Below are 22,518 nucleotides of genomic sequence, written 5' to 3'. Positions count from 1 at the left end.
ATACGGATTCGAGCACGGGGGCGAAGCACGGTGAGCAAGAATCGTTCGAACGATTCGCACGCGAGCCGGAAAATTGCGAAGCAAGGGCATTGGACGCGTTTACATCGCTGCGGCGCAACCTGACGGCAGAACGGGTCAACCGTTGGTTTTCGATCATCTGCTTCTTTTCGCCACCGGTGCTCGGGTCGGTGGTGAGCTTCGTATTTCATGGCGGAGCGCTCTGGTCGGTGGTGTTGCTGGTCGCCAAGCGACGCCGCTTGAACATCGACCGGCCGATGTTTGCCATGACCCTTGCGCTTTATGCCTATTGCGCGGCGATGGTCCTGGCGTCGATCGTCAACGGCACCCTGGGGGCCGATGTCACGCATTTCCTGCCGCTGATCACCTTGCTGGTGTTCCCGATCTCTTATTCGACCTGGAGCATCACCGACAAGGCGACGCTTGCACGCATTGCTGTGCTGGCCAGCGCGGCAGCGTGTGTCGGAGCGCTGGCGCTAACCATCGTCCAATATTATTGGATCGGGATGCTGAGAGCCGAAGGAGGGGCTGGAAATCCGATCGTGTTCGCGACGGTCACCTGCCTCGCCGTGATGATGTGCCTCGCGGGCGCCGTGTCGGGAATAGAGAAAGCCTGGAAGACACTCACCGTCGCCATACTCGCCGGCGCCGTGGCGACCGTCTATTCTGGCTCCCGCATGATCTGGGTGGCCTTGCTGATCGCCATTGCCGCCATCCTCGTGATCAATCGCCAGAGATTCACGCGATCGAATATGAGGCGGTTGCTGGTGATTGCGAGCGCTTGCTGCCTGCTCACCGCGGCAATCACGTCTCCAATCATCGTGGATCGCACTCATTTCCTGTTCGATGACTGGAAAGCTCTCGCCACCAAAGGTGACCATTCCACTCCGCTCGGACTGCGGGTTGGGCTCTGGGACATTGGGATCGATGCATTTCGCGAAGCACCATTTTTCGGCCACGGCATGTCCGCCAGCCGGGCGATTTCTCAGCAGGGTTTCAAAAAGCAATTTGGGGTGAGTCAGGGTTTCAACCATTTTCACAACGGCTTTCTGACAGCCTTGGTTCAGGCTGGACTTGTGGGCGCGTTATCATTGGCGGCGATCTTCATCATCGCGATCTGGAACGCGACGAAGGTCCTTCGCTTCAGTGCCGATCCGTTAGAGCGGTTCGGGGCGACCATGATAGTGGTCGCCGTCATAGTATACCTTGTTGGTGGGCTGACAGGCATCCTTGTCGGCCACGATATTCTGGATTCGACGCTGATGATCTTCCTGGTTTCAGGAACATACCTGGCTTGCGGACGAACAGTTTCGCCGATCAAAGGAGAGTCGGCCGACATAACCTCGATCGGCAGTACCGTCTCGGATATTCGGGGAGCCGGTTCCCCGTGAAACGTTCGTGACGGCTGGCACATTCCAGCAAGAGTGGGCGCTGTCTCAACTTCGGCCAGCATGCCGGATCATGCGCCGAAAGCTCATCGAGATATGGGCGCGCCTTATATGCCCGATCGACTCCCAGTCGCCGATCTCTGCCGCAGCCAGAACTTCCTCCATTTCACGCCGGAAGGCCGTGAACTCCTCCACCAAACCCAGTTGCGGCATCATCTTCAGGACGACACGCGCCACCTGGAAATATAATCTCTCACTGATCTCGCGCAGCGGCTGGTTCCCGGTCATGGCGGTCAGTTCCGAGAAGAAGTCCATGTTCAGCTGCAGGAAAGCGCGCTGATCTGGATTGAGCATATCGGAATCACAGCGCGCAATGAGCGCCCGGATCCGATCCAGGTCGGCCGCTGTTCGGGGGATCGGCGAAAGCTTGCCGACCAGAAGCGCCAATTCCAGGCGCAGGTGATAGACCTGCTGCAGTTCCTCGATATCGACATCGGTGACTATGGTGCCGACGCCGTGGACGGATTGAACCAGACCTTCGGATTCAAGGCGCGCCAGCACGCGGCGGACCGGCGTGCGGCTGATCTCGAATTCCTGGGCGAGTTCTTCCTCGGAGAGGCGGCTTCCCGGCGGGTAGTCGAGCAGGCAGATGCGGTCACGCAGGATCCGGTAGATGCGCTCGAACCGTTCCCGCGCCGAAAGCGGTCGTGGCGCCTCTGCGATCGCCGTGGTGGCCGAGGCATCCGTCTCCAGCGTCATCCAGCCTCCAGGACAGCGTGCAGGAACTGCCGCGTCCGCTCGTTCTTAGGGGCACCGAACAGTTCGCCTGGCGGTCCCTGCTCGCATATCTTGCCCTGGTAGAAGAAGCAGACGCGATCGGAAAATTCCTTGGCGAAGCCCATCTGGTGGGTGACCATGAGCATCGTCAAATCATGCTCGCGGCCGATCTGCCTTATCACCTGCAGCACTTCGCCGACAAGTTCCGGGTCGAGCGCGGAGGTCACCTCGTCGAACAGCATTATCTTGGGCCGCATCGCCAACGCCCTGGCGATGGCGACGCGCTGTTGCTGGCCACCGGAAAGCTGGGAAGGATAGTGATCCTTTTTCTGAGACAACCCGACCATGTCGAGAAGCTCGGCCGCCCGCGCCTCGGCATCCGCCCTTTTCATGCCAAGGACGGTTATCGGCGCCTCGATGCAATTGGCCATCGCGGTCATGTGCGGGAACAGATTGAAGGACTGGAACACCATGCCGATCTTCGCCCTGATGCGGCGAATGTGGGCAAGGTCGGCGGGAACCAGCGCGCCGTTTTTCTTCATATGCGTCAGCGGCTCGCCTTCGACCCAAATGACGCCGTCATTGATCGTCTCCAGCGTCATCAGCATGCGCAGCACGGTGGTCTTGCCGGAACCGGACGGACCGATGACGGAGACCTTCTCGCCGCGCGCGATTTCGAGGTTCAGGCCGTCGAGGACGGTCAACGCGCCGTAGCGTTTGGAAACATTGTCGAAGCGGACCATCGGTTGTTCCGTCATCGCGCGTTCCTCCGGTTGAGCAGGCGTTCAAGGGCACGAATAAGCGCGGCCGAAACCAGGCTCATCGCGAGGAAGAACAAGCCGACCAGCGTGATCGGTTCGGTGTAACGAAATGTCTCGGAGCCGATGATCTTGGCCGTCTGCATGAGTTCCAGCACGGCGATAGCCGAAAGCAGCGGCGTCTCCTTGAACAGCGCGACGAGATAGTTGCCGAGCGCCGGCACGATCGGCGGAATGGCCTGCGGGATGATGATGTCGCGAAAGGTCGTCCAAGACGAGAGATTGAGAGCGATCGAGGCTTCCCATTGGCCGCGATGGATGTTGTCGAAACCGGCGCGATAGACCTCGGAGCAATAGGCGGCGTAGTGGATGCCTATGGCGAGAACGCCAGCGGTGAAGGCGTCGAGCACGATGCCGAATTTCGGAAAGACGAAATAGAGAAAAAATATCTGGATGAGCAACGGCGTCGAGCGGATCAGCTCGACCAGCACCGAAATCGTCCAGCCCGTCCGTGGCACGGCGATGCGGACCACGGCCAAGACCAGACCGAGCGAAGCGGCGATGGCGAAACCGAGCAGTGTCGCCTCGATGGAGATGATTGCGGCGTGCGCCAGCACCGGTAGGATCTCGAGTGTAAAACCCCAATCCCAGATCATGTCGCCTTCCCCCTGGCGAGGCCGATCGAGGCCCGCTTTTCGAGAAGCCGCATGCCGATGGAGACGGTGAGCGACATGGCGAGATACATCAGCAGCACCAGCGTGAAGATCGGAATGGTCTTGAATGTATTCTGGTTCATCTGCTGCGCCTTGAAGGCGAGGTCCGACAGGGTGATCAACGACACCAGCGCGGTCGACTTCAGCAGTTCGATGAACAAATTGCCCCAGGGTGGGATCATGGCGATGAAGGCCTGCGGCAGGATGATCCGGCGCAGCATCTGCCCTCGGCTCATGTTGAGCGCCGTTCCCGCTTCCCACTGACCGCGCGCGACCGACTGGATGGCGCCGCGCACGCATTCGGATCCGTAGGCCCCGACATTCAGGCCGAGCGCCAGCACGGCAACGAGAAACGCGTCGAGCGTGACGCCGAATTGCGGCAGCACGAAAAACAGCCAGAACAGCTGCACCAGTGCCGAGGTTCCGCGAAAGATCTCGACATAGGCCGTCGCCAGCCATCTAAGCGGCGCGGGGCCGTACATGCGCGCCAACGCGGCGAGCACGCCCATGATAACCGCCAGCAGGCTGCCAAGAACGGCGATCTCGATTGTCAGGACAGCGCCCTGCAGCAGTCCCGGCAGGAACAGGCTGTATGTTGCCTGTGTCGCCAGCACGCCGATGACGGCGAGCGAGACGACCAGCATGGCAACAAGTGTGCGGATTCCCATCTGCTTCTCCGGAGAAAAAGAGGGCGGCGCGTTCACGCCGCCCAGCAGTTGGGAACTTTATTCGCCCTTGCAGAGCTGTGCAGTCGTCTTGTTCGGCAGATAGTCCTTGCCGAAGCCGAGCGGCTCGACCAGGGCGATGTGCTCGGGTGACCCGAGGAATTTCTTCAGTTCGGCGTTGAACGCTTTCTGCAGATCGGTGTCTTCCTTGCGGAAGCCGAAGCCGCCATGGCCTTTCACCGACTTGCCGGCGACTTCGCCGAAGGGCTTTGTCGATTCGACGCCATCGGCCTTCTTGGCCATGTCGGCGATGGACAGCGCGGTAAGCGCGGCCGCATCGGCGCGACCGGCCTGGACGGCGGCGACGAGACTGGATTGATCTGGCAAGGCGACGATTTGCCCCGGGGCGACACCGGCATCCTTGGCGTAGCCGCCCTCGACGGCGCCCGCCATCACGGCGAGCTTGAGGTCGGGATTGTCCTTGATGCTCGAATAATCCTTTATGCCTTTTGGATTGCCCTTCGCCACCAGCATGGCCTGGCCGATGCCATAAGATGGTTCGGAGAAATTGATCTCGGCGCAGCGCTTCGGATTGATGAACATGCCGGCCGCGATGATGTCGAAGCGTCCGGCTTTGAGACCGGGGATGAGCGAGCCGAATTCGGTCAGCACGCCGTCGACCTGCGGGATGCCCATCTTGGCAAGCACCGCTTTGGCGACTTCTGGCGCTTCGCCGGTCAGCTTGCCGTCAGGCGTCGCAAAACCGAACGGCGCCTCGTTGGCGAAGCCGACACGGATATAACCGTCCTTCTTGGCGCGTTCGAGGGTCGTTTCGGCCTGGGCCGGCAGCGCCGTGAACGCGGTCGCGACAAGTGCAAGGCAAGCAGCCGCCTTCATGGCCGTTCGACGAGATATCTGTGACATGAGCATGCATCCCCTTTTCTTTTTGACGATTGTCTTGCCCGGACGACGTTTCTCCTCCGTCGCAGCGAGTATGCAAGACGTATACAACTCATCTGGACATATCGCAAGACGCGCTGTACGAATCCTGGAAATAGATGATTATGATCGCACGTTCAGCCGAGATGGGCTGATAGTTGTGCACAATTACCCATGCTTGTCGGATTGACGTGGCGGTCAGGGGAACGAGTTTGAGCGGCTCAGGCAGCTTTACGAAGACGGAATATGCGCAGCGCCTGACCGGCGTGAAGCAGCGCATGGAGAAGGCCGGCTTCGATCTCATCGTCTGCCAGGATCCGGCGAACATGTGCTGGCTGACCGGCTATGACGGTTGGTCCTTCTATGTGCCGCAATGCGTGCTCGTCCATCTGGAAGAGGACAAGCCGATCTGGTTCGGCCGGGCGCAGGACGCCAGAAGCGCCCGCATGACCACCGGCTTGCCCGAACAAAACATCGTCCCGTTCTCGGAGCGGCTGGTGCAGCAGCCCGTCGAGCATCCCTATGACGAGCTCGCCGGTCTGATCCGGGCACGCGGTTGGGAACGGGCGCGGATCGGCGTCGAGATGGACGCGCACTACTACACGGCGCGCTGCCATGCCCATCTCGTAGCCGGCCTGCCCGCGGCGCGTTTCAGCAACAACCACGACCTCGTCAACTGGGCCCGGCTGGTGAAATCGGATGCCGAGCTGGCGCTGATCCGCGAAGCCGGCGCGATCTGCAGCAATGCCATGAACCGCGCTGTCGAAAAGATGCGGCCGGGCGTGCCGCAGAACCACGTGATTGCCGAGATCTATCATGCCCAGATCATGGGCGTGCCGGGCGCCGGCGGCGACTACGCCGCAATCTGCCCGCTGATGCAGGTGGGCGAAGGCACCAGCACACCACACCTGACCTGGTCGGACGCGCCACTTCCCGACACTGGGTTGGCAATCGTCGAAATCGCCGGCGTGCGACGGCGCTACCATGCGGCACTGACCCGGACGGTCCATTTCGGCAAGCCGCCGACCGCCCTCTCCGATATGGCCAAGGTGATCGTCGAAGGCGTCGATGCCGGCCTCGAACTGGCACGGCCCGGCAACACCGCCGAAGATGTCGAAGCCGCCTGGCAGGCGGTGCTGCGCAGAAATGGGCTGAAGAAGGAAAGTCGCGTCGGCTATCCCGTCGGCCTCGCCTATCCGCCGGATTGGGGCGAACGCACTGCGAGCCTGAGGCCCGGCGACAGGACCGAGTTGCGACCCGGCATGTGCTTCCACTTCATGGCCGGCGTCTGGCTCGAAGATTTCGGCGTCGCCATCTCCGAATCCTTCGTCGTTGCCGAAGGCGGCGGCGAGCGACTTTGCGACGTGACCCGCGACCTCATCATCATCGACTGAACCCGACACCAAAAGCCGGCAATCCAAGGATACAAAATGGACCGAAATCCTTTTTCCGAAGCAGAAATCGCCGGCCGCCTGTCGAAAGTTCGCACGGCGCTGGCCGGGCGCGGGCTCGACGCCGCCGTCTTTGCCTCGCCGGAAAATGTCTTCTATCTCACCGGGCTCGACCATTGGGGGTATTTCGCGCCGCACCTCCTGATCGTCCCACTCGACCATCAGCCGGTTTTGGTCACCCGGTCGATGGAGAAGGTGACGATCGAAAACCAGGTGAAGGCGGCAGAATTCCGCGGCCATTCCGACAGCGAGACGGCGGCCGATCTCGCCGCGCGCGTCATTTCCGAGCTTGGCCTGACCGGCAAGCGGATCGGGCTCGAACACTGGACCTCCGGGCTGAGCCATGGCCTCGCCTTGAAACTCGAGGCGCAGGCCGATGCCAAGTGGAGCGACGTTTCCGGGCTGGTCGACAGGATGCGGCTTGTGAAGAGTGCCGAGGAACAGGTGCTGATGCGTCGCGCCGCCAAGGTCACGGACGCCGCGGCAGGTGCCGCGATCGCGGCGATTTCCGACGGTGCCGCCGAGCAGGAGGTCGCCGCCCAATGTGTGGCGGCGATGATCCGCGCCGGCGGCCATGCCCCCGGCTTCGGCCCGTTCATCCGTCCCGCCGCCAGGCTTGGCGAAGAGCATACGACCTGGGGCGACGGACTCTATCGCGCCGGCGAGCCCGTATTCGTCGAACTCTCCGGCTGCGTCTCGCGCTATCACGCGCCACTCGGCCGGCTGGTCCGTATCGGCAGCATCAAGGACGAAGACGCGGCGATGGCCGAGGTCACAGCCAAGGCATTCGACGCCGTCGTCAAGGCGCTCGAGCCCGGTGTGAGGGCGCGCGACGTCTATGCTGCCTGGCAGGGCGTCGCCGATGAGGCCGGTCTTTCGCACTATCGCCGCCATCATTGCGGTTATCTGGTCGGCATCGGCCAGCCACCATCCTGGACCGGCGGCAATTCCGTGACCGGGCTGAGGCACGATTCCGATCTCGAGATCGAAACGGGAATGAGTTTCCATATCCTGTCCTGGTTGATGGGCACCGGCCGCGGCGACCATTTCATCTCAAATACCGTGCTGCTGGCCGATGCGGGCGCCGAAGTGCTGACGCGCACCCCGGCTGGCTCAATCGTTCGCTAGACCATCAGCATGGCACGCTATTCGGCGCTCTCGATTTTTCGCAACGGCCTGTCCGGCCACAAGAACTGGCAGCGCGCGTGGCGCGCTGCAGAGCCGAAGCCGGCTTATGACGTGATCATTGTCGGCGGTGGCGGACATGGGCTGGCCACGGCTTTCTATCTCGCCGAGAACCACGGCATCCGCAATGTCGCCGTGCTGGAGAAGGGCTATGTCGGCGGCGGGAATGTCGGCCGCAACACCACGGTGATCCGCTCCAATTATCTGCTCGACGGCAACACCCAGTTCTACGAATTCTCGGTCAAGCTGTGGGAAGGCTTGTCGCAGGCGCTGAATTTCAACGTCATGTTTTCGCAACGCGGCCAGATCGTCACCGCCCATTCGGCGGATCAACTCGACGCTTTCAGCCATCGTGCCAACGTCATGCGGCTGAACGGCATCGATGCCGACATACTCGACCGCGACGCGGTGCGACGGCTGGTTCCCTATCTGGATTTCTCCGAAACGGCGCGATTTCCGATATATGGCGCGATCCTGCAGGGCCGTGCCGGCACCGCCCGCCACGATGCCGTTGCCTGGGGCTATGCGCGTGCCGCCGACGGCCATGGCGTCGACATCATCCAGAACTGCGAGGTGACCGGTTTCGTCCGTGACGGCGAAAGGATCGTCGGCGTCGAAACGAGCAAGGGCCGGATCGGCGCCGGCAAAATCGGCCTCGCCGTGGCCGGCCATACCTCCGTGCTCGGACAGAAGGCAGGCCTGGAACTGCCGATCGAAAGCCACGTGCTGCAAGCATTCGTCACCGAGCCCCTGAAGCCGCTGGTCGACCATGTCGTCGCCTATGGCGCCGATCATTTCTATGTCAGTCAGTCCGACAAGGGTGGGCTTGTCTTCGGCGGCAATCTCGACGGTTACAATTCCTACGCCCAGCGCGGCAATCTCGGCGTCGTGCGCGAAGTGGCCGAGGCCGCGATCGCGCTGATGCCCTGCATCTCGCGCGTCCGGCTGCTGCGCCATTGGGGCGGCGTCATGGACATGACGCCCGACGCCAGCCCGATCATCTGCCCGACGCCGATCGACGGGCTCTATCTCAACGGCGGCTGGTGTTATGGCGGCTTCAAGGCGACGCCGGCCTCCGGCTGGTGCTTTGCGCACATGCTGGCGACCGGCAAACCGCATCCACTGATCGCCGCCTATGGGCTCGATCGTTTTCGCACCGGCCGCACGCTCGACGAGGCCGGCGCCGGTCCCTCGGCCTGGCTGCAATAGAGGGGGCGAAACAATGCTTCGCATCGAATGTCCGTGCTGTGGCCCGCGTGACCATGACGAGTTCCGCTATGGCGGCGACGCTTCCGCGGCGCGTCCGGCCCATGACGATCCCGATCCGGAAGCCTGGTATCGCCATGTCTATGTGCGGAAGAACCCGGCGGGGCTGCATCGCGAATTCTGGCAGCACGTCACCGGCTGCCGACAATGGCTGGTCGTCGAGCGCGACACCAGAAATCACGCCATCGCATCGGTCGGCTTCGCCAGGAAAATGCCCGCATGAACGAGAACCGGAAACGTTTGCCGGCCGGCGGGCGCATCGATCGCACGCAGCCGATCGACTTCAGCTTCGACGGCCGCACGCTGAACGGCTACCGAGGCGACACATTGGCATCGGCGCTGCTGGCCAACGGCGTCACACTCACAGGACGCAGTTTCAAATATCACCGGCCGCGCGGTATCTTCTCGGCCGGACCCGAAGAACCGAATGCGCTGGTCACGCTGGGTGCTGGTGGACGACGCGAACCGAACCTGCCGGCCACCACGCTTGAACTAACGGAAGGCATGGCTGTTGAAAGCCAGAACCGCTGGCCCTCGCTCGGCTTCGACCTGCAGAGCATCAACGGGCTGTTTGCGCCGTTCCTCTCCGCCGGCTTCTACTACAAGACCTTCATGGGGCCGACGCGGCGCGCCTGGATGTTCTATGAGCATTTCATCCGCCGGGCGGCAGGACTGGGCCGAGCCGGCACCGAGCCGGACCCAGACCGTTACGAGGTGCGTCACTTATTTGCCGACGTGGCGATCGTCGGCGGCGGCGCTGCCGGCCTCTCGGCGGCGCGCGCCGCAGCAATGGCCGGCGCAAGCGTTGCGCTGGTCGAGCAGGACTTCTTGCTCGGCGGTCAGCTTCTGTCGGAGCGTTCCGAAGACGAGGCGGCAGCCTGGCTGAAGGCGATCGAGACCGAACTGGCAGGACTGCCCAACGTCACCGTGCTGCGCAAGACGATGGCGTTCGGCACCTATGACGGCAACACCCTGGGGTTGATCGAACGAAACGATGATCCGGTCGCGGAAGGCGCTGCGCGGCAGGTGTTCACCATGCTTCGCGCGCGCTCCATCGTCTTTGCGGCCGGTGCCATCGAGCGCCCGCTGGTGTTCGCCAACAATGACCGGCCCGGTGTCATGCTGGCATCGGCCGCCCGGACCTACCTCAACCGCTTCGCCGTTCTGCCGGGGAGACGGATCCTGGTCGCTACCACCAATGACGGCGCCTATCGCGCCGCCTTCGATCTTGCCGCCGCCGGTGCGGACGTGACGGTCGCGGACCAGCGCGGCGACCCGCCCGCTGCTCTGGCCGCTGAAGCCAAGCGTTTGAACATAGCGATCCGATCCGGAACACCAATCGTCGATCTGCGTGGCGGCCATGCAGTGAAGGCAGCAAAGCTCGCCCGGCCAGGCGGCAATTCGGAAGTAGCCTGCGACATCGTCTGCGTGTCAGGCGGCTGGTCTCCGACTGTGCACCTCACCGCGCATCTCGGCGTCAAACCCGCTTATCGCGACGACATGGATTGCTTCATCCCCGGCAGCTTTCCGGCATGGCATTTTGGCGCCGGCTCGATAATGGGCCGCTTCTCGACCGCCGATGCCATCGAGGGCGGCCACCGCGCCGGCATCGATGCGGCAGCCTTCTGCGGAAAATCGGCGGCGCCAGCGGCCCCGGTTAGGCTCGATCTCGGTGAAACCGCTGCCAACGCGTTCCGCGCGATCCCCTTTTCGGGACGTGGAAAGGCCTTCGTCGATTTCCAGATGGATGTGACCGCCAAGGACATCGAGCTGGCGCATCGCGAGGGGTATGAATCGGTCGAGCACCTGAAGCGCTACACCACGCTCGGCATGGGCACAGACCAGGGCAAGACCAGCAATTTTGCCGCACTTTCGATCATGGCGGTGTTGCGCCAGGCGACCATCCCGCAAACCGGGACCACGACCTTCCGTCCGCCCTATGCGCCTGTTGCTATCGGCGCTCTCGCCGGTCGCGCCGTCGGCCACCATTTCAAGCCGTTTCGCCGTACGCCGATGCATGACTGGCACCTAGCCAACGATGCCGAGATGCTCGAAGTCGGGCTGTGGATGCGTCCGTATTTCTACCGCAGCGCCGGCCGCGACGTGAACGAAGCCTATGTCGCCGAGATGCGCATCGTGCGCGAAGCCGCAGGGCTGATGGACATCTCCACCCTCGGCAAGATCGACGTGCAAGGGCCGGACGCGGCCATTTTCCTCGACCGGGTCTATGCCAACGGCTTCGCCAAGCTGCCGGTTGGCCGCGCCCGCTACGGGGTCATGCTGCGCGACGATGGCATCGTCTTCGATGACGGCACCACGACGCGGTTGTCGGAAACCCGCTTCTTCATGACCACCTCGACCGCGAAGGCGGCCGATGTCCTGTCGCGGCTGGAATTCCTGCTCGATACCGCCTGGCCGGACCTGCGGGTCGCGGTCACCTCCGTCAGCGATGAATGGGCGGCGATGTCGGTCGCCGGACCGAGGAGCCGCGATATCCTCGCCGCTGCCTTTCCGAAGCTCGACATTTCGAACGACGCGCTGCCACATATGGGTTTCATCGAAGCGGAGTTCGAGGGACGGGCGTTGCGCATCATCCGCCTCAGCTATTCCGGCGAACGCGCCTACGAAATCTATGTCGGCGCCAGCAACGGCGAACAGATCTGGAGCCGCCTGCTGGAAGCCGGCGCGCCGTTCGGCCTCAAACCCTATGGGGTCGAGGCGCTTGGCGCGCTGCGCGTCGAGAAGGGCCACGTCGCCGGTCCAGAGATCGATGGCCGCACCACGCTCGACGACCTCGGCCTCGGCCGTATGGTCGGCAAACGTGCGGGATTCGTCGGCGACGTCCTGCGTCGCCGCACGGCGTTTGGGGCGCCTGACCGCCAGCGCCTTGTCGGGCTGGAATGCATCGAGGACGGCAAGCGCCTGCGCGGCGGCGCGATATTGTTCATGCCCGACGATACCGTCGCCGGGCATGGGCGCGGCCGGATAACTTCGGTGACCTTCAGTCCGGAACTTGGCCGCTATGTCGGCCTGGCGCTGCTTGCGGGCGACGCAGCGGTCGAGGGACGCGAAGTCCTCGCCGCCTATCCCATGAAGGCCGAAACCGTTCGCGCGCGCATCGTCTCGCCCGTCTTTCTGGATCCGAAGGGAGAACGGCTGCATGGTTGAGGTTTTGGCATTGAAAGATTTCAACCTGTCGATGGCTGATTGCCCGATCGTTCAGATCGAGAGTTGGGACGGGATGCTGACCCGGTTCGAAATGACCGTTTCACAGATGCTGGGTACCGCCCTACCCATCTCGGTCGGCGAAACGGCCCGCAATGCCGACACCCTCACCGTCCGGATCTCTCCCCGCCGTCTCTGGCTGATGAAAGAGGCAGGTGCAAAGCCATCCCCCCTGACAGTCGATCCCGGATTGGGCTGTTCGGTTGCTCTCGACGAGGGACGCGTACGCTTCAGGTTGAGCGGGGCGCGCGTCCTGGAAGCTCTCTCCAAATGCATCGCTGTCGACTGGCGCTCGCCAGCCTCAGCGTCAGGCCGCGCGTTCCAAACGGCCTTTCATCACGTGCCGGTGCTGGTATTGCGCACCACCGAGACTGGCTGCGACATGATTGTGCAGCGAAGCTTTGCGCGGAGCCTTGCCGACTGGATAGTGGACAACGCCGGTTAGCTGTCCTGACCTATGGTCTGCTCGACGGGATGGAAGATCGCCGTACCGATATTGCCGGCCTTGCGGGTAAGGTCTTCGTCGCTGTCATATTGCGTGCCGGGCAGCATCTCTTCGGGCACAAAACGTGCCACAAGGGGCGCGAGTGCCCGACATAACCCACCTGTTCAAGCGCAAACCGCGTGAACTTTCAGGCGGGCAGCGGCAGCGTGACCCGACGCGGGTCGAATTTATCCGGCCACGATGACTTGGCGAAGCCAGTCGCCCGCTGCTGTCGCGCGAAGCCCCAAATCACGTACGCTATCCATGTGGTTGCGCGCCTGGAGCACGCCTTTCGACACACTTAGGCCCTGCCCCGTCAGGCGGTCGGCAAACAGCCTGGCCTGCTGGTGAAAAGGGTCCGTCTCCCGCTCGCCGACCAACACCGTGACTTTTGTCCGGGACGAGAGGAATTTGCTCATCGGCGAAAATGCCTCAACTTCCGTGTCGGTCAGGCCTATCAAAGGCTCCAGGAAAGAATGCTGAAGGGGCTTCAAATCGTAGAGCCCGCCGAGCAGGAGTGCCGTCGACGGGGGATGTGCCGAATCCCCGTTGAACAAGAAGGTCGCCAGGTGCGCCCCGGCGGAATGGCCACTGACGCTTAGCCGACCGGCATCGCCGCCATGGTTGGCGATATTATCCAGCACCCACTGCCTCGCGCGCCGGACCTGGTCGACGATTGTCGCCATCCTGACGGCAGGCATCAGCGCATAGTCGATCACGACCGCGATTGCTCCTGCACTCGTCACCGTTTCGGCAATGTAGGAATAATCGCTTCTGGTGAACATGCGCCAGTAGCCGCCATGGATGAAGATGTGCACCGGGAGGCCCTTACGCGGCCCCTCCGGAAAGAACAGGTCGAGGCGTTCGGCCCCGTCCGGACCATAGGCGATGTCCGCCAGCATGGGCAGCGCTGCCCGCGTTGCGGCGCTGCGGGCGACGATATCGGCCACGATGTCATCGAAATCGGCAACGTGGTCGCGCGTGCGAAAAGGATCCTTCGACATGATGTCCGCTCAGAAAGTTACAGCGATGTATTTGGCCTCCATGAACTCGGCGATGCCGTGATGCTGGCCCCCTTCCCGCCCGAGGCCACTCTGCTTGACTCCGCCGAAAGGCGCGGCGGGATCCGACATCAGGCCGCGGTTGAGGCCGATCATGCCGGCCTCGATCTCCGAGGCCACCCGCATGCCGCGTGCCACATCACGCGTGTAGAGATAGGCGGCGAGACCGTATTCGGTGTCGTTGGCGTGGAGGATGGCTTGCGCCTCGCTCTCGAAGCGGGTGATGGGCGCTACCGGGCCAAAAATCTCCTCATGTGCCATATCGGCCTCCGGCGAGACTTCGGACAGGACCGTCGGAGGATAGAAAAAGCCATCTCCTTCGAGCACCGAGCCGCCGCACAGCACCTTGGCACCCCGGCTGACCGCGTCCTTGACCAGCCGGTCGATCTTGTCGACCGCCTTTTTGGTGATCATGGGTCCACATTCCGTTTCTGCCTTGGTCCCGGCGCCGATCTTGAGCGCAGCCATGCGCCGCGCAAGGCCGTCGGCGAACGCATCGTGGATGCCCGACTGGACGTAGATGCGGTTGGCGGCGGTACAGGCTTCGCCGGCATTGCGCATTTTGGCGATCATGGCGCCGTCGAGGGCCGCATCGAGGTCGGCATCGTCGAAAACGATGAAGGGCGCGTTGCCGCCAAGCTCCATGGAACAGGAAATCACATGTTTGGCGGCCTCGGCGAGCAAGGCCCGGCCGACCCCGGTCGAGCCGGTGAAGGAGAGCTTCCTGACGCGCGGATCGGCCAGCATGGCCGACGTCAGAGGGTCGGGCGTCGAGGTCGTCAGCACGTTCACGACGCCGTCCGGGACACCTGCTTCGCTATAGAGCGCGGCGAGTGCATAGGCGGTCAGCGGCGTCTCGCTGGCCGGTTTCAGAATGACCGTGCAGCCTGCCGCGAGGGCCGGTGCGATCTTGCGTGTCGCCATCGCGGCAGGGAAATTCCACGGCGTGATGAGGACGCAGATGCCGATCGGCTGATAGTCGACCACGATCCGGTTGGTTCCGGATGGAGCGGTGCCGAACTCGCCGGTGATACGAACAGCTTCCTCGGCGTTCCAGCGGAAGAATTCGGCTGCGTAAGCCACCTCGCCGCGCGCGTCGCGTAGGGCCTTGCCGTTTTCCAGCGAGATCAGCATGGCAAGCGTCTCCGACCGCTCGACCATCAGCTCGAAACAGCGCCTGAGAATCTCCGAGCGCTTGCGCGGCGCGGTCTCGCGCCACCCCTTGGCGGCCTTGGCCGCTGCTTCGACAGCGGCGGCGGCGTCCTCCAAGGTCGCATCGGGAACTGCCGCGATCACCGCGCCGGAGGATGGATCGGTGACCTCGACGAGCCCGCCGTCGGAAGACGGCAGCCATTGTCCGCCAATGTAGAGCCGGTGCGGAAAGCCCCGCACCTCGTAGAGATCCTGATCGAGTTGGGAGGCATTATAGGGAAGGTTCATCGTCTTGTTCCTGACGTTCACATGGCGCAGGCGTTGAGATCGCCGTCATAGGCCGCCTGGACAAGACGGCGCATGGCGGCGAGGTCGAATGGGCGCGGGTTGTTCTTGATCAGGCGATCGATGCCGAGCGCCTGCTCGGCGGTCCAGCCGAGCTTGTCAGCCGGAAGCCCCAGACCGGCCAGCGTCGGAGTGATGCCGATCGCCGCAAACAAGCGCCTGATCTCCTCGATGGTCGCGCCCGCCATTTCGTCAGCGCCACGACCGTTCGGATCGAGGCCAAGAGCAATCCCTATCTCGGCGATCTCCGCCGCGGCCACACGGCTGTTGTAGCTCATGACATAAGGCATCATCGTCGCCACCCCCAGCCCATGCGGCGTATGTGTGAGCGCGCCGGCCGGGTATTGCACCGCGTGCGCCGCCGCCGTGCCGGCGGTGCCGAAGGCGCAACCCGCCGCCAGCGCTCCCATCATCACGTCGGCGCGCGCCTCTGCGTCGCCGCCGTCAGTGCACGCCTTCTCCAGGCTGCGGCCGATCAGTTTGACGGCCAGCAGCGCGAAATGGTCGGTCAGCGGCGTCTTGCCGATGAAGACGTGGCGCTGCGGCAGGCTGAAGTCCCCGTCCCGGCGCATGGCCGTGAAGGCCTCGATCGCATGCGTGAGCGCGTCGGCGCCAGCGATCGCGGTCAGGCCCGGCGGACAGGTCATTGTCAGTTCGGGGTCGCATATGGCAACGGCGGCAATGAGATGGGGGCTCGATATCCCGACTTTGAGCGTCCGGTCCGGATCGGATATCACCGCGACTGGTGTCACCTCGGATCCTGTGCCCGCGGTGGTCGGCACGGCGATGAGCGGCAGCATCGGCCCCGGAACCTTGAACTCGCCGTAGTAGTCCTGGAGCTCGCCGCCATGGCTGATCAGCAAGGCGGCGCATTTGGCGAAATCGAGACAGCTGCCGCCGCCGATCCCGATCACCATATCGGGCCCAAAGCCCCGCGCTTCCTCGACGCAGACCGCCACCGAATCGCGCGGCACGTCCGGGAGGACACCGTCGTGAACCAGCACTTCGATCGACGCTGCCTGCAAGGATGCCATGACTTCGGCGGACACGGCCGTGCCGGCGAAACGCTCGTCGGTGCAGACCAGGGCGCGTCGGCCGTAGCGACCGGCCACGACCGGCAGTGCCTGGCGTTGGCCCTTTCCGAACAGAATTTCGCGCGGGAGCCGGAGGGCTGTGAGAAGGCTCATGACAGGCTGCATCCTCGAGGGGTGTCGGAGAAACTCACATTGCAAAATCCGCACCGAAGATCCTGAACTGAGGGGTGCCGATAAAATCGTATAGGATATCGTATTGCATCGGTCAAACCCTCGTGTTAGCAATCTCCCCTGTCGAGAGGCGAAAGAATGCAACCTGTCATTTTGAGCAATAATGATGAAGCACCCACGGGAGCGGGTCGCATCCACCGCGCGAGCAGCCTGGCCGAGGACGTCTACGAAGCCATCTTCGCGCAGCTGATGTCGCTGAAGATCGCACCCGGTTCACGCATCACCGTCGACAATCTGGTCAAGGAGTTCGACGTTTCCCATACGCCGATCCGCGAGGCGCTCGGGCGTCTCGAAGGCGAAGGCCTGGTTCTGAAGACGCATCTGATCGGATACCGCGCCGCACCGCAGATCACCCGGCGCCGTTTCGACGAATTGTACGAGATGCGTCTCCTGCTCGAACCGCACGGCGCGGCGAAGGCCGCTGCCGCGATGGACGAGGCCAAGCTCGGCACACTGCTGGAGGCAGCAGGCGTGATGTCGCGCCGCGAGGGCAAGGACGAGCGCCTGCGCTATTCAAATTTCGCCAGGCAGGACGCGATCTTCCACGACAAGATCATGGAATATGCCGAAAACGAGCTCATTCGCGAGACGCTGGGTTATCAACACACCCACTTCCACATATTCCGCCTGATGTACCACTCCCGCGTGACCGAGGAGGCGCTGGACGAACATGAGGCGATCCTGGCCGCGTTCGGCGCGGCCGATCCCGATGCCGCCGCCAAAGCAATGCGCGCCCACATCGAGCACTCGCGCGATCGCCTGCTGCCGGCCTTCGATTGAGGCGAAACCGATGTCCGCGCCGCTGACCACCAACGACAACGCCGAGGAACACTACTTCCCCGACTCTCCATCCTGAGGGCGGACAAAGCCAAGGCGGGGCGCAGCATGACTCGCTCAGCTTTTTTCACACGACAGAGGGACCGACTATGTCAGGCAAAAAAATATTGATGCTCACCGGCGAGTTCACCGAGGAGTACGAGATCTTCGTCTACCAGCAGGCGATGGAAGCCGTCGGTCACACCGTCCATGTGGTATGCCCGGACAAGAAGGCCGGAGACCTCATCAAGACCTCCCTGCACGACTTCGAGGGCGACCAGACATACACCGAAAAGCTCGGCCATTTTCAGGTGATCAACAAGACGTTTTCGGAGGCGGAAAAGCAGCTCGATCAATACCACGCCGTATACTGCGCTGGCGGCCGCGGCCCGGAATACATCCGCACCGACAAACGGGTGCAAGCCATGGTGCGCCACTTCCACGACACCCGGAAGCCGATTTTCACCATCTGCCATGGGGTCCAGATTCTGATTGCCGTGGACGGCGTCGTGCGCGGCAAGAAGGTAGGCGCGCTCGCCGCTTGCGAACCGGAAGTGACGTTGGCAGGCGGAACCTATGTCGACCTCTCGCCGACGGAGGCCTATGTCGATGGCACCATGGTTTCCGCAAAGGGCTGGACCGCTTTAGCCGCCTTCATTCGCGAATGCCTCAAGGTGCTCGGGACTGAAATCCGGCATAGCTGATAGCTACAGCATGTCGTGGCGAACAGAATTCGCCCGACCTGCTGTAAGCTTCTGATTTTATGCATGTCGTTATCCCGGAACCGAGGACACTTCCGGGCGACATGCATTAGACCGGCCTATTGCGAGATGCGCCGGCCCGCTTTCACCCTGAGGTGATCAAGTCTACCGCCGTCTCGATGCCAGGGCAAAACGCGCTGCGGCAGCCGTTCATGCGCAGGCCGCGCAGCCTACCGGTTTGCAATGACAGCTTTTATGAGCCCCGATTTCTCATTTGCCCATTGGGAGATGTAGCGGGGGCTGTCTTGCAGCGTCGTGCGATGCGTCACCAGCTTGGCAAGCGGAATAGCACCGGTGCGGATCGCCGCCATGACGCGGTCGAAATCCGTGGTCAGGGCGTTGCGGCTGCCGATCAGTGTCATTTCGCGTTTGTGGAATTCCGGATCGGAAAAGGTAATGTCATCCTTGATGACGCTTACCATTACCATGGTGCCGCCATGCGCCACGTAGGTGAACGCGGCCTCAATAGAAACCTTGCTGCCGGTTGCATCAAAGACCAGGTCGAAGCAATCGCCGTCCGTGCGGGCTCTCACCAGATCGCCGGGCGACGCCGCAGCACCGTCGATGACGGGAAAACCCAATTGGTCCTGCGCAAAGTCCAGCCGCTCGCGGCTCGTGTCCATGATCGTGACCGTCTGTCCGGCAAGCCGTGCAAACAAGGCTGTGCCGAGGCCAATGGGGCCAGCGCCTATGACCAGCGTGCGCGTTCCGACCGAAAGCATCGACCGTCTTACCGCATGCGCGCCGATGGCGAGGAATTCGACCGCCGCCGCATCGGAGAGCGAAAGACCGACTGCCGGATAAAGGTTCGCCGCCGGCACCAGCAGTTGATCACACATGCCGCCATCGCGATGCACACCCAGCACCTCTATTGAGACGCAGCAATTCTGCTTGCCCTGCCGGCAGGCAATACATTTGCCGCAGTGCAGATATGGATTGATGACGACCTTCTCGCCAAGCTCGATATTGGCCCCCTCACCGACCATCAGTACCGTCCCCGAGAGTTCGTGGCCCATGATCCGGGGGTATGCGAGATAGGGATGCTTGCCCTCGAAGATGTGGTAATCGGTGCCGCATATGCCGATATGGCTTATGCCCACCAGCACCCAGCCGGCGGAGGGCATGCCCGGGTCAGGACGGCTTTCGAGGACCAGTTCACCCGGACTACGGCACACCACCGCTTTCATTCGACATCCATGTTCTGAGAAAAGAGGACCCGACGGCGGGTAGACACCGCCGGGCCAGGGTCTGGGAGCTATTCGAAGTCCTTGACGTTCTGCAGCGTGACGAGCCCGGCGCCGGTATCGACATTGGCTTCGACGGCTTCACCGCGAATGGCCTTGACGACGGTGTCGATGCCAAGTTCACCCATCTTTGCCGGGAATTGCGCAACGCTGGCGTCTTCCGCGCCAGACTTTATCGCTTCGATTTCACCGCAGCAGGCATCGAAGCCAACCAGGATGAGCTTGTGTTTGGCGATGCCGGCATTGCTGATCGACTTGACGGCACCGGGGATGGGCGGACCGCAGGCAGAATAGATCGCCTTGAGATCGGGATTGGCTGTCAGAATGTCTTCCGCAACCGAGGTGCCGAGTTCAAGCGTGCAGTTGGTGGCGCCCTTGCCGACCACGTCGACCTTGACGTCGCCGAGCCCTTCCATCATGCCGGTGACGCGATCATCCAGCGCCGGAACGCCCGGTACGCCTTGCAGGATACCGATCTTGTCGCCGCTCTTGAGAACGGTTTTCAGATATTCTCCGGCGATCTTGCCACCATTGAGATTGTTCGTCGAAACCAGCGCCGTCTGGCCTTTCCAGTTCGGAATGCTGTTATCCACGAGCACCACCTTGATGCCGGCGGCGACGGCCTTGTCGAGCGCCGGGGCAACTGTTGGATCGACCGGCGTGATTGCCAGGCCTTTCACGCCTTGCGTGATCATGGACTCGATCAAAGCGATCTGGCCCTCGATGTCCGTGGCCGCCTGGCCCTGGCCGGTGACCAGCTCGATCTCAGGATGGGCGGCGGCGTATTTTTTGGCCGCATCCTCCATGGTCGAATAGAATGGCACCGGGAATTTCGTGATTAGGCCGACCTTGATCTTGTCGGCGGCCGAAGCAGGCATTGCGAATGCGATGGCAATCGCAAGTCCTCCCAATAGTCTTCTGTGCATCAGCATTCCGTTCCTCCCTTGGAATTGAGACGCCTTCCGGCGGAAGACGCTTCAGGCATTTGCGGACCGAGGCGGTCCGCAAAATCTCGAATGCGTTCAGGCCCCCACGATCATGGAAACCAACTCCTGCTTGTTGTCCTTGGTTGGCACCAGTTCGCCGACCTTGCGGCCCTGGCGCAGGACCACCGCACGGTCGGCGAGCTCGATGACGTGCTCCATATTGTGGGTGATCAGAATGACGGCGTTGCCCTGGTCGCGAAGCGTCGCCACCAGATTGAGAACCTGACGCGATTCACGCAGTCCAAGGGCTGCCGTCGGCTCGTCGAGGATGACGACCTTGCGGGCGAAGACCGTGGACCTCGCCACGGCGATGGCCTGTCTTTGTCCACCCGACATCATGGCGACGACCGCGTCCAGCCGGGGCAGCGTCACCTTCAGCCTTTCCAGCAGGATCCGGGTTTCGGCGTCCATCCTGCGCTGCTGCAGGAAACGCAGGCCGCGCGGCAGCCATTGCGGACCGGCGAGTTCGCGGCCGGCGAAGAAGTTCTGCCCCGGCGTCAGATTGTCGAACAGCGCCAGGTCCTGATAGACGGTCTCGATGCCGGCAAAGCGCGCGTCGGCCGGCGAGCGTATCTGCGCGGGCAACCCGTCCAGCACGATCGCGCCGGCGTCGAGCTGATGGACGCCACTGATGCATTTGGTCAGCGTCGATTTCCCGGCGCCATTGTCACCGAGTAGCCCCAGAATTTCGCCTCGCCGCACCTCGATGCTGACATCGTCGAGAGCCATGACAGAGCCGAAGCGCTTGGTTGCACCGCTTACGGCGAGCACAGGATGGTCTGAAGTGCCGGGACTGCGGGCTTCGGCCGCGGGCGCGGTCATGGCTGCCTCCCGGCCTGCATGACACGCACGCGCCCTTCCAGGTAATTGCGCAGCACGTCGGCCTCGACCGCGATGACGATGACCACGCCGATGACGATGAGCTGGAAGAAGATATTGACGTTGAGCAGGTTGAGCGCGTTGCGGATGACGCCGATCATGATGGCACCGATCAGGGCGTGGCCAAGGTGGCCGCGACCGCCGAGAAAACTGGCGCCGCCGATGATCACCGCGGCGATCGTGTCAAGCTCGAGCAAATTGCCGAACAGCGGCGAACCGGCGTCGGTGCGGCCGGCAAGGATGACAGCGCCGATACCGGCGCAGAGGGCAGAAATCACATAGGCCGAGACCAGAACCCAAGACACCGGAATGCCCATGCGCAACGCAGCATCCGGTCTGCCGCCGACGGCATAGATCCAGCGCCCCCACACCATCGTCTTGGCCATGACAAACAGGACCGCGGCGACACCGACCACGACGAAGACCGAACCCGGCAAGCCCCAGATCGCCTCGCGGCCGAGCACGTCGATCGCATCTGGCATTCCAGGGATCGCACGCCCGTCGGCCAGTTCGAGGGCCAGGCCCTTGGCGATGCTCAGCGTTGCAAGCGTGATGATGAACGGATGTGGCAGCCGGCCGAAGACGTAGACCAGTCCATTTATCGCGCCCACCGCCGCGCCGCTTCCAACCATTACCGCGATCACGACGACCGCGGTAGCGCCGGCATGAAAACTCAACGCTCCAAGAACGGAGGCCAGCGCAAGGTTCGATCCAACCGAGAGGTCGATGCCACGCGTCAGGATGACCAGATGCTGGCCCATTGCGACGACCGAAATGACAGCGGTCTGGGCAAGGATATTGCTGAGGTTGCGGCCGGTCAGAAAATAGGGCGACAGGAAGCCGAGGATGACAATCAGCAGCAGCAGGATCACAGCCGGGCCGGCGCTGAGCAACATCAAGCCAAGCGCCAGACCCGGCGCCGCCTCCGCTTTCCTCGACGCTTGAGCCGTGCCTTCGTCAGCAGTGGCGCTGCTGTTTCCCACCTCAGGCAAAACTTTCCTCCCCGCGCGAACTCTTGCGAGCCGCGCGCCACCAAGTCGTGTCAATTTCGATCTTCTTGTTATCGATAAAAAACATCTTGGAGTATCGGGTCAAGTTGTTTTTTATGGATAAAGGTCATGCTAGAAAGGACAAGACTTT

22 protein-coding genes are annotated in these 22,518 nt (G+C 62.6%); 9 read left to right on the top strand and 13 right to left on the bottom strand.

Annotated elements, in window-relative coordinates; genetic code table 11:
* Positions 1-89: 89 nt before the first annotated feature.
* The gene (locus tag LB543_RS19670; protein ID WP_224615252.1) at positions 90-1,409 is read left to right on the top strand and encodes an O-antigen ligase family protein; all 1,320 of its coding nucleotides are present in this window, start codon (positions 90-92) and stop codon (positions 1,407-1,409) included.
* A gap of 45 nt (positions 1,410-1,454) precedes the next feature.
* Here the strand turns inward: LB543_RS19670 and LB543_RS19665 are convergent, their stop codons facing one another.
* Genes LB543_RS19665 through ehuB form a run of 5 tightly spaced genes read right to left on the bottom strand, consistent with a single transcriptional unit; the run spans position 1,455 to position 5,243 of the window.
* Positions 1,455-2,165, bottom strand: coding sequence for a GntR family transcriptional regulator (locus LB543_RS19665; RefSeq protein WP_224615251.1), 711 nt, complete (start codon positions 2,163-2,165; stop codon positions 1,455-1,457).
* Positions 2,162-2,941: an ectoine/hydroxyectoine ABC transporter ATP-binding protein EhuA gene (gene ehuA, locus LB543_RS19660; protein WP_140808112.1), complete on the bottom strand. Its 780-nt coding sequence runs from the start codon at positions 2,939-2,941 to the stop codon at positions 2,162-2,164. Before ehuA ends, LB543_RS19665 begins: the two co-directional genes overlap by 4 nt.
* A complete protein-coding gene (gene ehuD, locus LB543_RS19655) occupies positions 2,938-3,597 on the bottom strand; it encodes an ectoine/hydroxyectoine ABC transporter permease subunit EhuD (RefSeq protein ID WP_224615250.1) in 660 nt (219 codons plus the stop codon). Before ehuD ends, ehuA begins: the two co-directional genes overlap by 4 nt.
* Positions 3,594-4,322, bottom strand: coding sequence for an ectoine/hydroxyectoine ABC transporter permease subunit EhuC (gene ehuC, locus LB543_RS19650; RefSeq protein WP_224589875.1), 729 nt, complete (start codon positions 4,320-4,322; stop codon positions 3,594-3,596). Before ehuC ends, ehuD begins: the two co-directional genes overlap by 4 nt.
* A gap of 57 nt (positions 4,323-4,379) precedes the next feature.
* Entirely contained in the window at positions 4,380-5,243 is an 864-nt protein-coding gene (gene ehuB, locus LB543_RS19645) for an ectoine/hydroxyectoine ABC transporter substrate-binding protein EhuB (protein ID WP_224589876.1), read from the bottom strand.
* 227 nt (positions 5,244-5,470) lie between these two features.
* Between ehuB and LB543_RS19640 the strand changes: the two genes are divergently transcribed.
* Genes LB543_RS19640 through LB543_RS19615 form a run of 6 tightly spaced genes read left to right on the top strand, consistent with a single transcriptional unit; the run spans position 5,471 to position 12,830 of the window.
* Entirely contained in the window at positions 5,471-6,652 is a 1,182-nt protein-coding gene (locus LB543_RS19640) for a M24 family metallopeptidase (protein ID WP_224615249.1), read from the top strand.
* Positions 6,653-6,688: 36 nt separating this feature from the next.
* The gene (locus LB543_RS19635) at positions 6,689-7,837 is read left to right on the top strand and encodes a M24 family metallopeptidase (protein WP_224615248.1); all 1,149 of its coding nucleotides are present in this window, start codon (positions 6,689-6,691) and stop codon (positions 7,835-7,837) included.
* 9 nt (positions 7,838-7,846) lie between these two features.
* Positions 7,847-9,103: a sarcosine oxidase subunit beta family protein gene (locus tag LB543_RS19630; RefSeq protein ID WP_224615247.1), complete on the top strand. Its 1,257-nt coding sequence runs from the start codon at positions 7,847-7,849 to the stop codon at positions 9,101-9,103.
* Between the two features lie 13 nt (positions 9,104-9,116).
* A complete protein-coding gene (locus LB543_RS19625) occupies positions 9,117-9,383 on the top strand; it encodes a sarcosine oxidase subunit delta (RefSeq protein WP_140765173.1) in 267 nt (88 codons plus the stop codon).
* Complete coding sequence (locus LB543_RS19620) at positions 9,380-12,328, top strand: sarcosine oxidase subunit alpha family protein (RefSeq protein WP_224615246.1); 2,949 nt, start codon at positions 9,380-9,382, stop codon at positions 12,326-12,328. The genes LB543_RS19625 and LB543_RS19620 overlap by 4 nt, the downstream gene beginning before the upstream one ends.
* Entirely contained in the window at positions 12,321-12,830 is a 510-nt protein-coding gene (locus tag LB543_RS19615) for a sarcosine oxidase subunit gamma family protein (RefSeq protein ID WP_224615245.1), read from the top strand. Before LB543_RS19620 ends, LB543_RS19615 begins: the two co-directional genes overlap by 8 nt.
* On the opposite strand, the gene LB543_RS33925 is transcribed toward LB543_RS19615, so the two are convergent.
* From LB543_RS33925 to LB543_RS19600, 4 genes are all read right to left on the bottom strand, one after another.
* A complete protein-coding gene (locus LB543_RS33925; protein ID WP_263488786.1) occupies positions 12,827-12,961 on the bottom strand; it encodes a hypothetical protein in 135 nt (44 codons plus the stop codon). The genes LB543_RS19615 and LB543_RS33925 overlap by 4 nt on opposite strands.
* 96 nt (positions 12,962-13,057) lie before the next feature.
* Positions 13,058-13,873, bottom strand: coding sequence for an alpha/beta hydrolase (locus LB543_RS19610; RefSeq protein WP_224615244.1), 816 nt, complete (start codon positions 13,871-13,873; stop codon positions 13,058-13,060).
* A gap of 9 nt (positions 13,874-13,882) precedes the next feature.
* Positions 13,883-15,370: an NAD-dependent succinate-semialdehyde dehydrogenase gene (locus LB543_RS19605; RefSeq protein ID WP_224615243.1), complete on the bottom strand. Its 1,488-nt coding sequence runs from the start codon at positions 15,368-15,370 to the stop codon at positions 13,883-13,885.
* Positions 15,371-15,387: 17 nt separating this feature from the next.
* A complete protein-coding gene (locus LB543_RS19600; RefSeq protein ID WP_224615242.1) occupies positions 15,388-16,614 on the bottom strand; it encodes an iron-containing alcohol dehydrogenase in 1,227 nt (408 codons plus the stop codon).
* 156 nt (positions 16,615-16,770) lie between these two features.
* Here LB543_RS19600 and LB543_RS19595 point away from each other — a divergent pair, with 156 nt between their 5' ends.
* On the top strand, positions 16,771-17,472 hold the full coding sequence (locus tag LB543_RS19595) for a GntR family transcriptional regulator (protein WP_224615241.1): 702 nt from the start codon (positions 16,771-16,773) through the stop codon (positions 17,470-17,472).
* Between the two features lie 146 nt (positions 17,473-17,618).
* A complete protein-coding gene (locus LB543_RS19590) occupies positions 17,619-18,212 on the top strand; it encodes a DJ-1/PfpI family protein (protein ID WP_224589885.1) in 594 nt (197 codons plus the stop codon).
* Between the two features lie 227 nt (positions 18,213-18,439).
* Here the strand turns inward: LB543_RS19590 and LB543_RS19585 are convergent, their stop codons facing one another.
* The 4 genes from LB543_RS19585 to LB543_RS19570 all read right to left on the bottom strand — a co-directional run bounded on the left by LB543_RS19585 (position 18,440) and on the right by LB543_RS19570 (position 22,274).
* Positions 18,440-19,456 carry a zinc-binding alcohol dehydrogenase family protein gene (locus LB543_RS19585; protein WP_224615240.1) on the bottom strand — a complete coding sequence of 339 codons (1,017 nt, stop codon included), beginning with the start codon at positions 19,454-19,456 and terminating at the stop codon, positions 18,440-18,442.
* Between the two features lie 68 nt (positions 19,457-19,524).
* Positions 19,525-20,442, bottom strand: coding sequence for a sugar ABC transporter substrate-binding protein (locus LB543_RS19580; RefSeq protein WP_140808388.1), 918 nt, complete (start codon positions 20,440-20,442; stop codon positions 19,525-19,527).
* Positions 20,443-20,535: 93 nt separating this feature from the next.
* A complete protein-coding gene (locus tag LB543_RS19575; protein ID WP_140757007.1) occupies positions 20,536-21,321 on the bottom strand; it encodes an ATP-binding cassette domain-containing protein in 786 nt (261 codons plus the stop codon).
* Positions 21,318-22,274 carry an ABC transporter permease gene (locus LB543_RS19570; RefSeq protein ID WP_224615260.1) on the bottom strand — a complete coding sequence of 319 codons (957 nt, stop codon included), beginning with the start codon at positions 22,272-22,274 and terminating at the stop codon, positions 21,318-21,320. The genes LB543_RS19575 and LB543_RS19570 overlap by 4 nt, the downstream gene beginning before the upstream one ends.
* Between the last annotated feature and the right edge of the window lie 244 nt (positions 22,275-22,518).

Origin of the sequence: Mesorhizobium sp. ESP7-2, from assembly GCF_020164715.1 — a bacterium.
Lineage (GTDB): Bacteria > Pseudomonadota > Alphaproteobacteria > Rhizobiales > Rhizobiaceae > Mesorhizobium.
This window is presented reverse-complemented; position numbering and strand designations above follow the sequence as displayed.

Excerpts from the sequence above, each read along its gene's own strand:
- LB543_RS19665 (WP_224615251.1), bottom strand. The coding sequence starts at position 2,165 with ATGACGCTGGAGACGGATGCCTCGGCCACCACGGCGATCGCAGAGGCG.
- ehuA (WP_140808112.1), bottom strand. The coding sequence starts at position 2,941 with ATGACGGAACAACCGATGGTCCGCTTCGACAATGTTTCCAAACGCTAC.
- ehuD (WP_224615250.1), bottom strand. The coding sequence starts at position 3,597 with ATGATCTGGGATTGGGGTTTTACACTCGAGATCCTACCGGTGCTGGCG.
- ehuC (WP_224589875.1), bottom strand. The coding sequence starts at position 4,322 with ATGGGAATCCGCACACTTGTTGCCATGCTGGTCGTCTCGCTCGCCGTC.
- ehuB (WP_224589876.1), bottom strand. The coding sequence starts at position 5,243 with ATGTCACAGATATCTCGTCGAACGGCCATGAAGGCGGCTGCTTGCCTT.
- LB543_RS19635 (WP_224615248.1), top strand. The coding sequence starts at position 6,689 with ATGGACCGAAATCCTTTTTCCGAAGCAGAAATCGCCGGCCGCCTGTCG.
- LB543_RS19630 (WP_224615247.1), top strand. The coding sequence starts at position 7,847 with ATGGCACGCTATTCGGCGCTCTCGATTTTTCGCAACGGCCTGTCCGGC.
- LB543_RS19625 (WP_140765173.1), top strand. The coding sequence starts at position 9,117 with ATGCTTCGCATCGAATGTCCGTGCTGTGGCCCGCGTGACCATGACGAG.
- LB543_RS19620 (WP_224615246.1), top strand. The coding sequence starts at position 9,380 with ATGAACGAGAACCGGAAACGTTTGCCGGCCGGCGGGCGCATCGATCGC.
- LB543_RS19615 (WP_224615245.1), top strand. The coding sequence starts at position 12,321 with ATGGTTGAGGTTTTGGCATTGAAAGATTTCAACCTGTCGATGGCTGAT.
- LB543_RS19610 (WP_224615244.1), bottom strand. The coding sequence starts at position 13,873 with ATGTCGAAGGATCCTTTTCGCACGCGCGACCACGTTGCCGATTTCGAT.
- LB543_RS19605 (WP_224615243.1), bottom strand. The coding sequence starts at position 15,370 with ATGAACCTTCCCTATAATGCCTCCCAACTCGATCAGGATCTCTACGAG.
- LB543_RS19600 (WP_224615242.1), bottom strand. The coding sequence starts at position 16,614 with ATGAGCCTTCTCACAGCCCTCCGGCTCCCGCGCGAAATTCTGTTCGGA.
- LB543_RS19595 (WP_224615241.1), top strand. The coding sequence starts at position 16,771 with ATGCAACCTGTCATTTTGAGCAATAATGATGAAGCACCCACGGGAGCG.
- LB543_RS19590 (WP_224589885.1), top strand. The coding sequence starts at position 17,619 with ATGTCAGGCAAAAAAATATTGATGCTCACCGGCGAGTTCACCGAGGAG.
- LB543_RS19585 (WP_224615240.1), bottom strand. The coding sequence starts at position 19,456 with ATGAAAGCGGTGGTGTGCCGTAGTCCGGGTGAACTGGTCCTCGAAAGC.
- LB543_RS19575 (WP_140757007.1), bottom strand. The coding sequence starts at position 21,321 with ATGACCGCGCCCGCGGCCGAAGCCCGCAGTCCCGGCACTTCAGACCAT.
- LB543_RS19570 (WP_224615260.1), bottom strand. The coding sequence starts at position 22,274 with ATGTTGCTCAGCGCCGGCCCGGCTGTGATCCTGCTGCTGCTGATTGTC.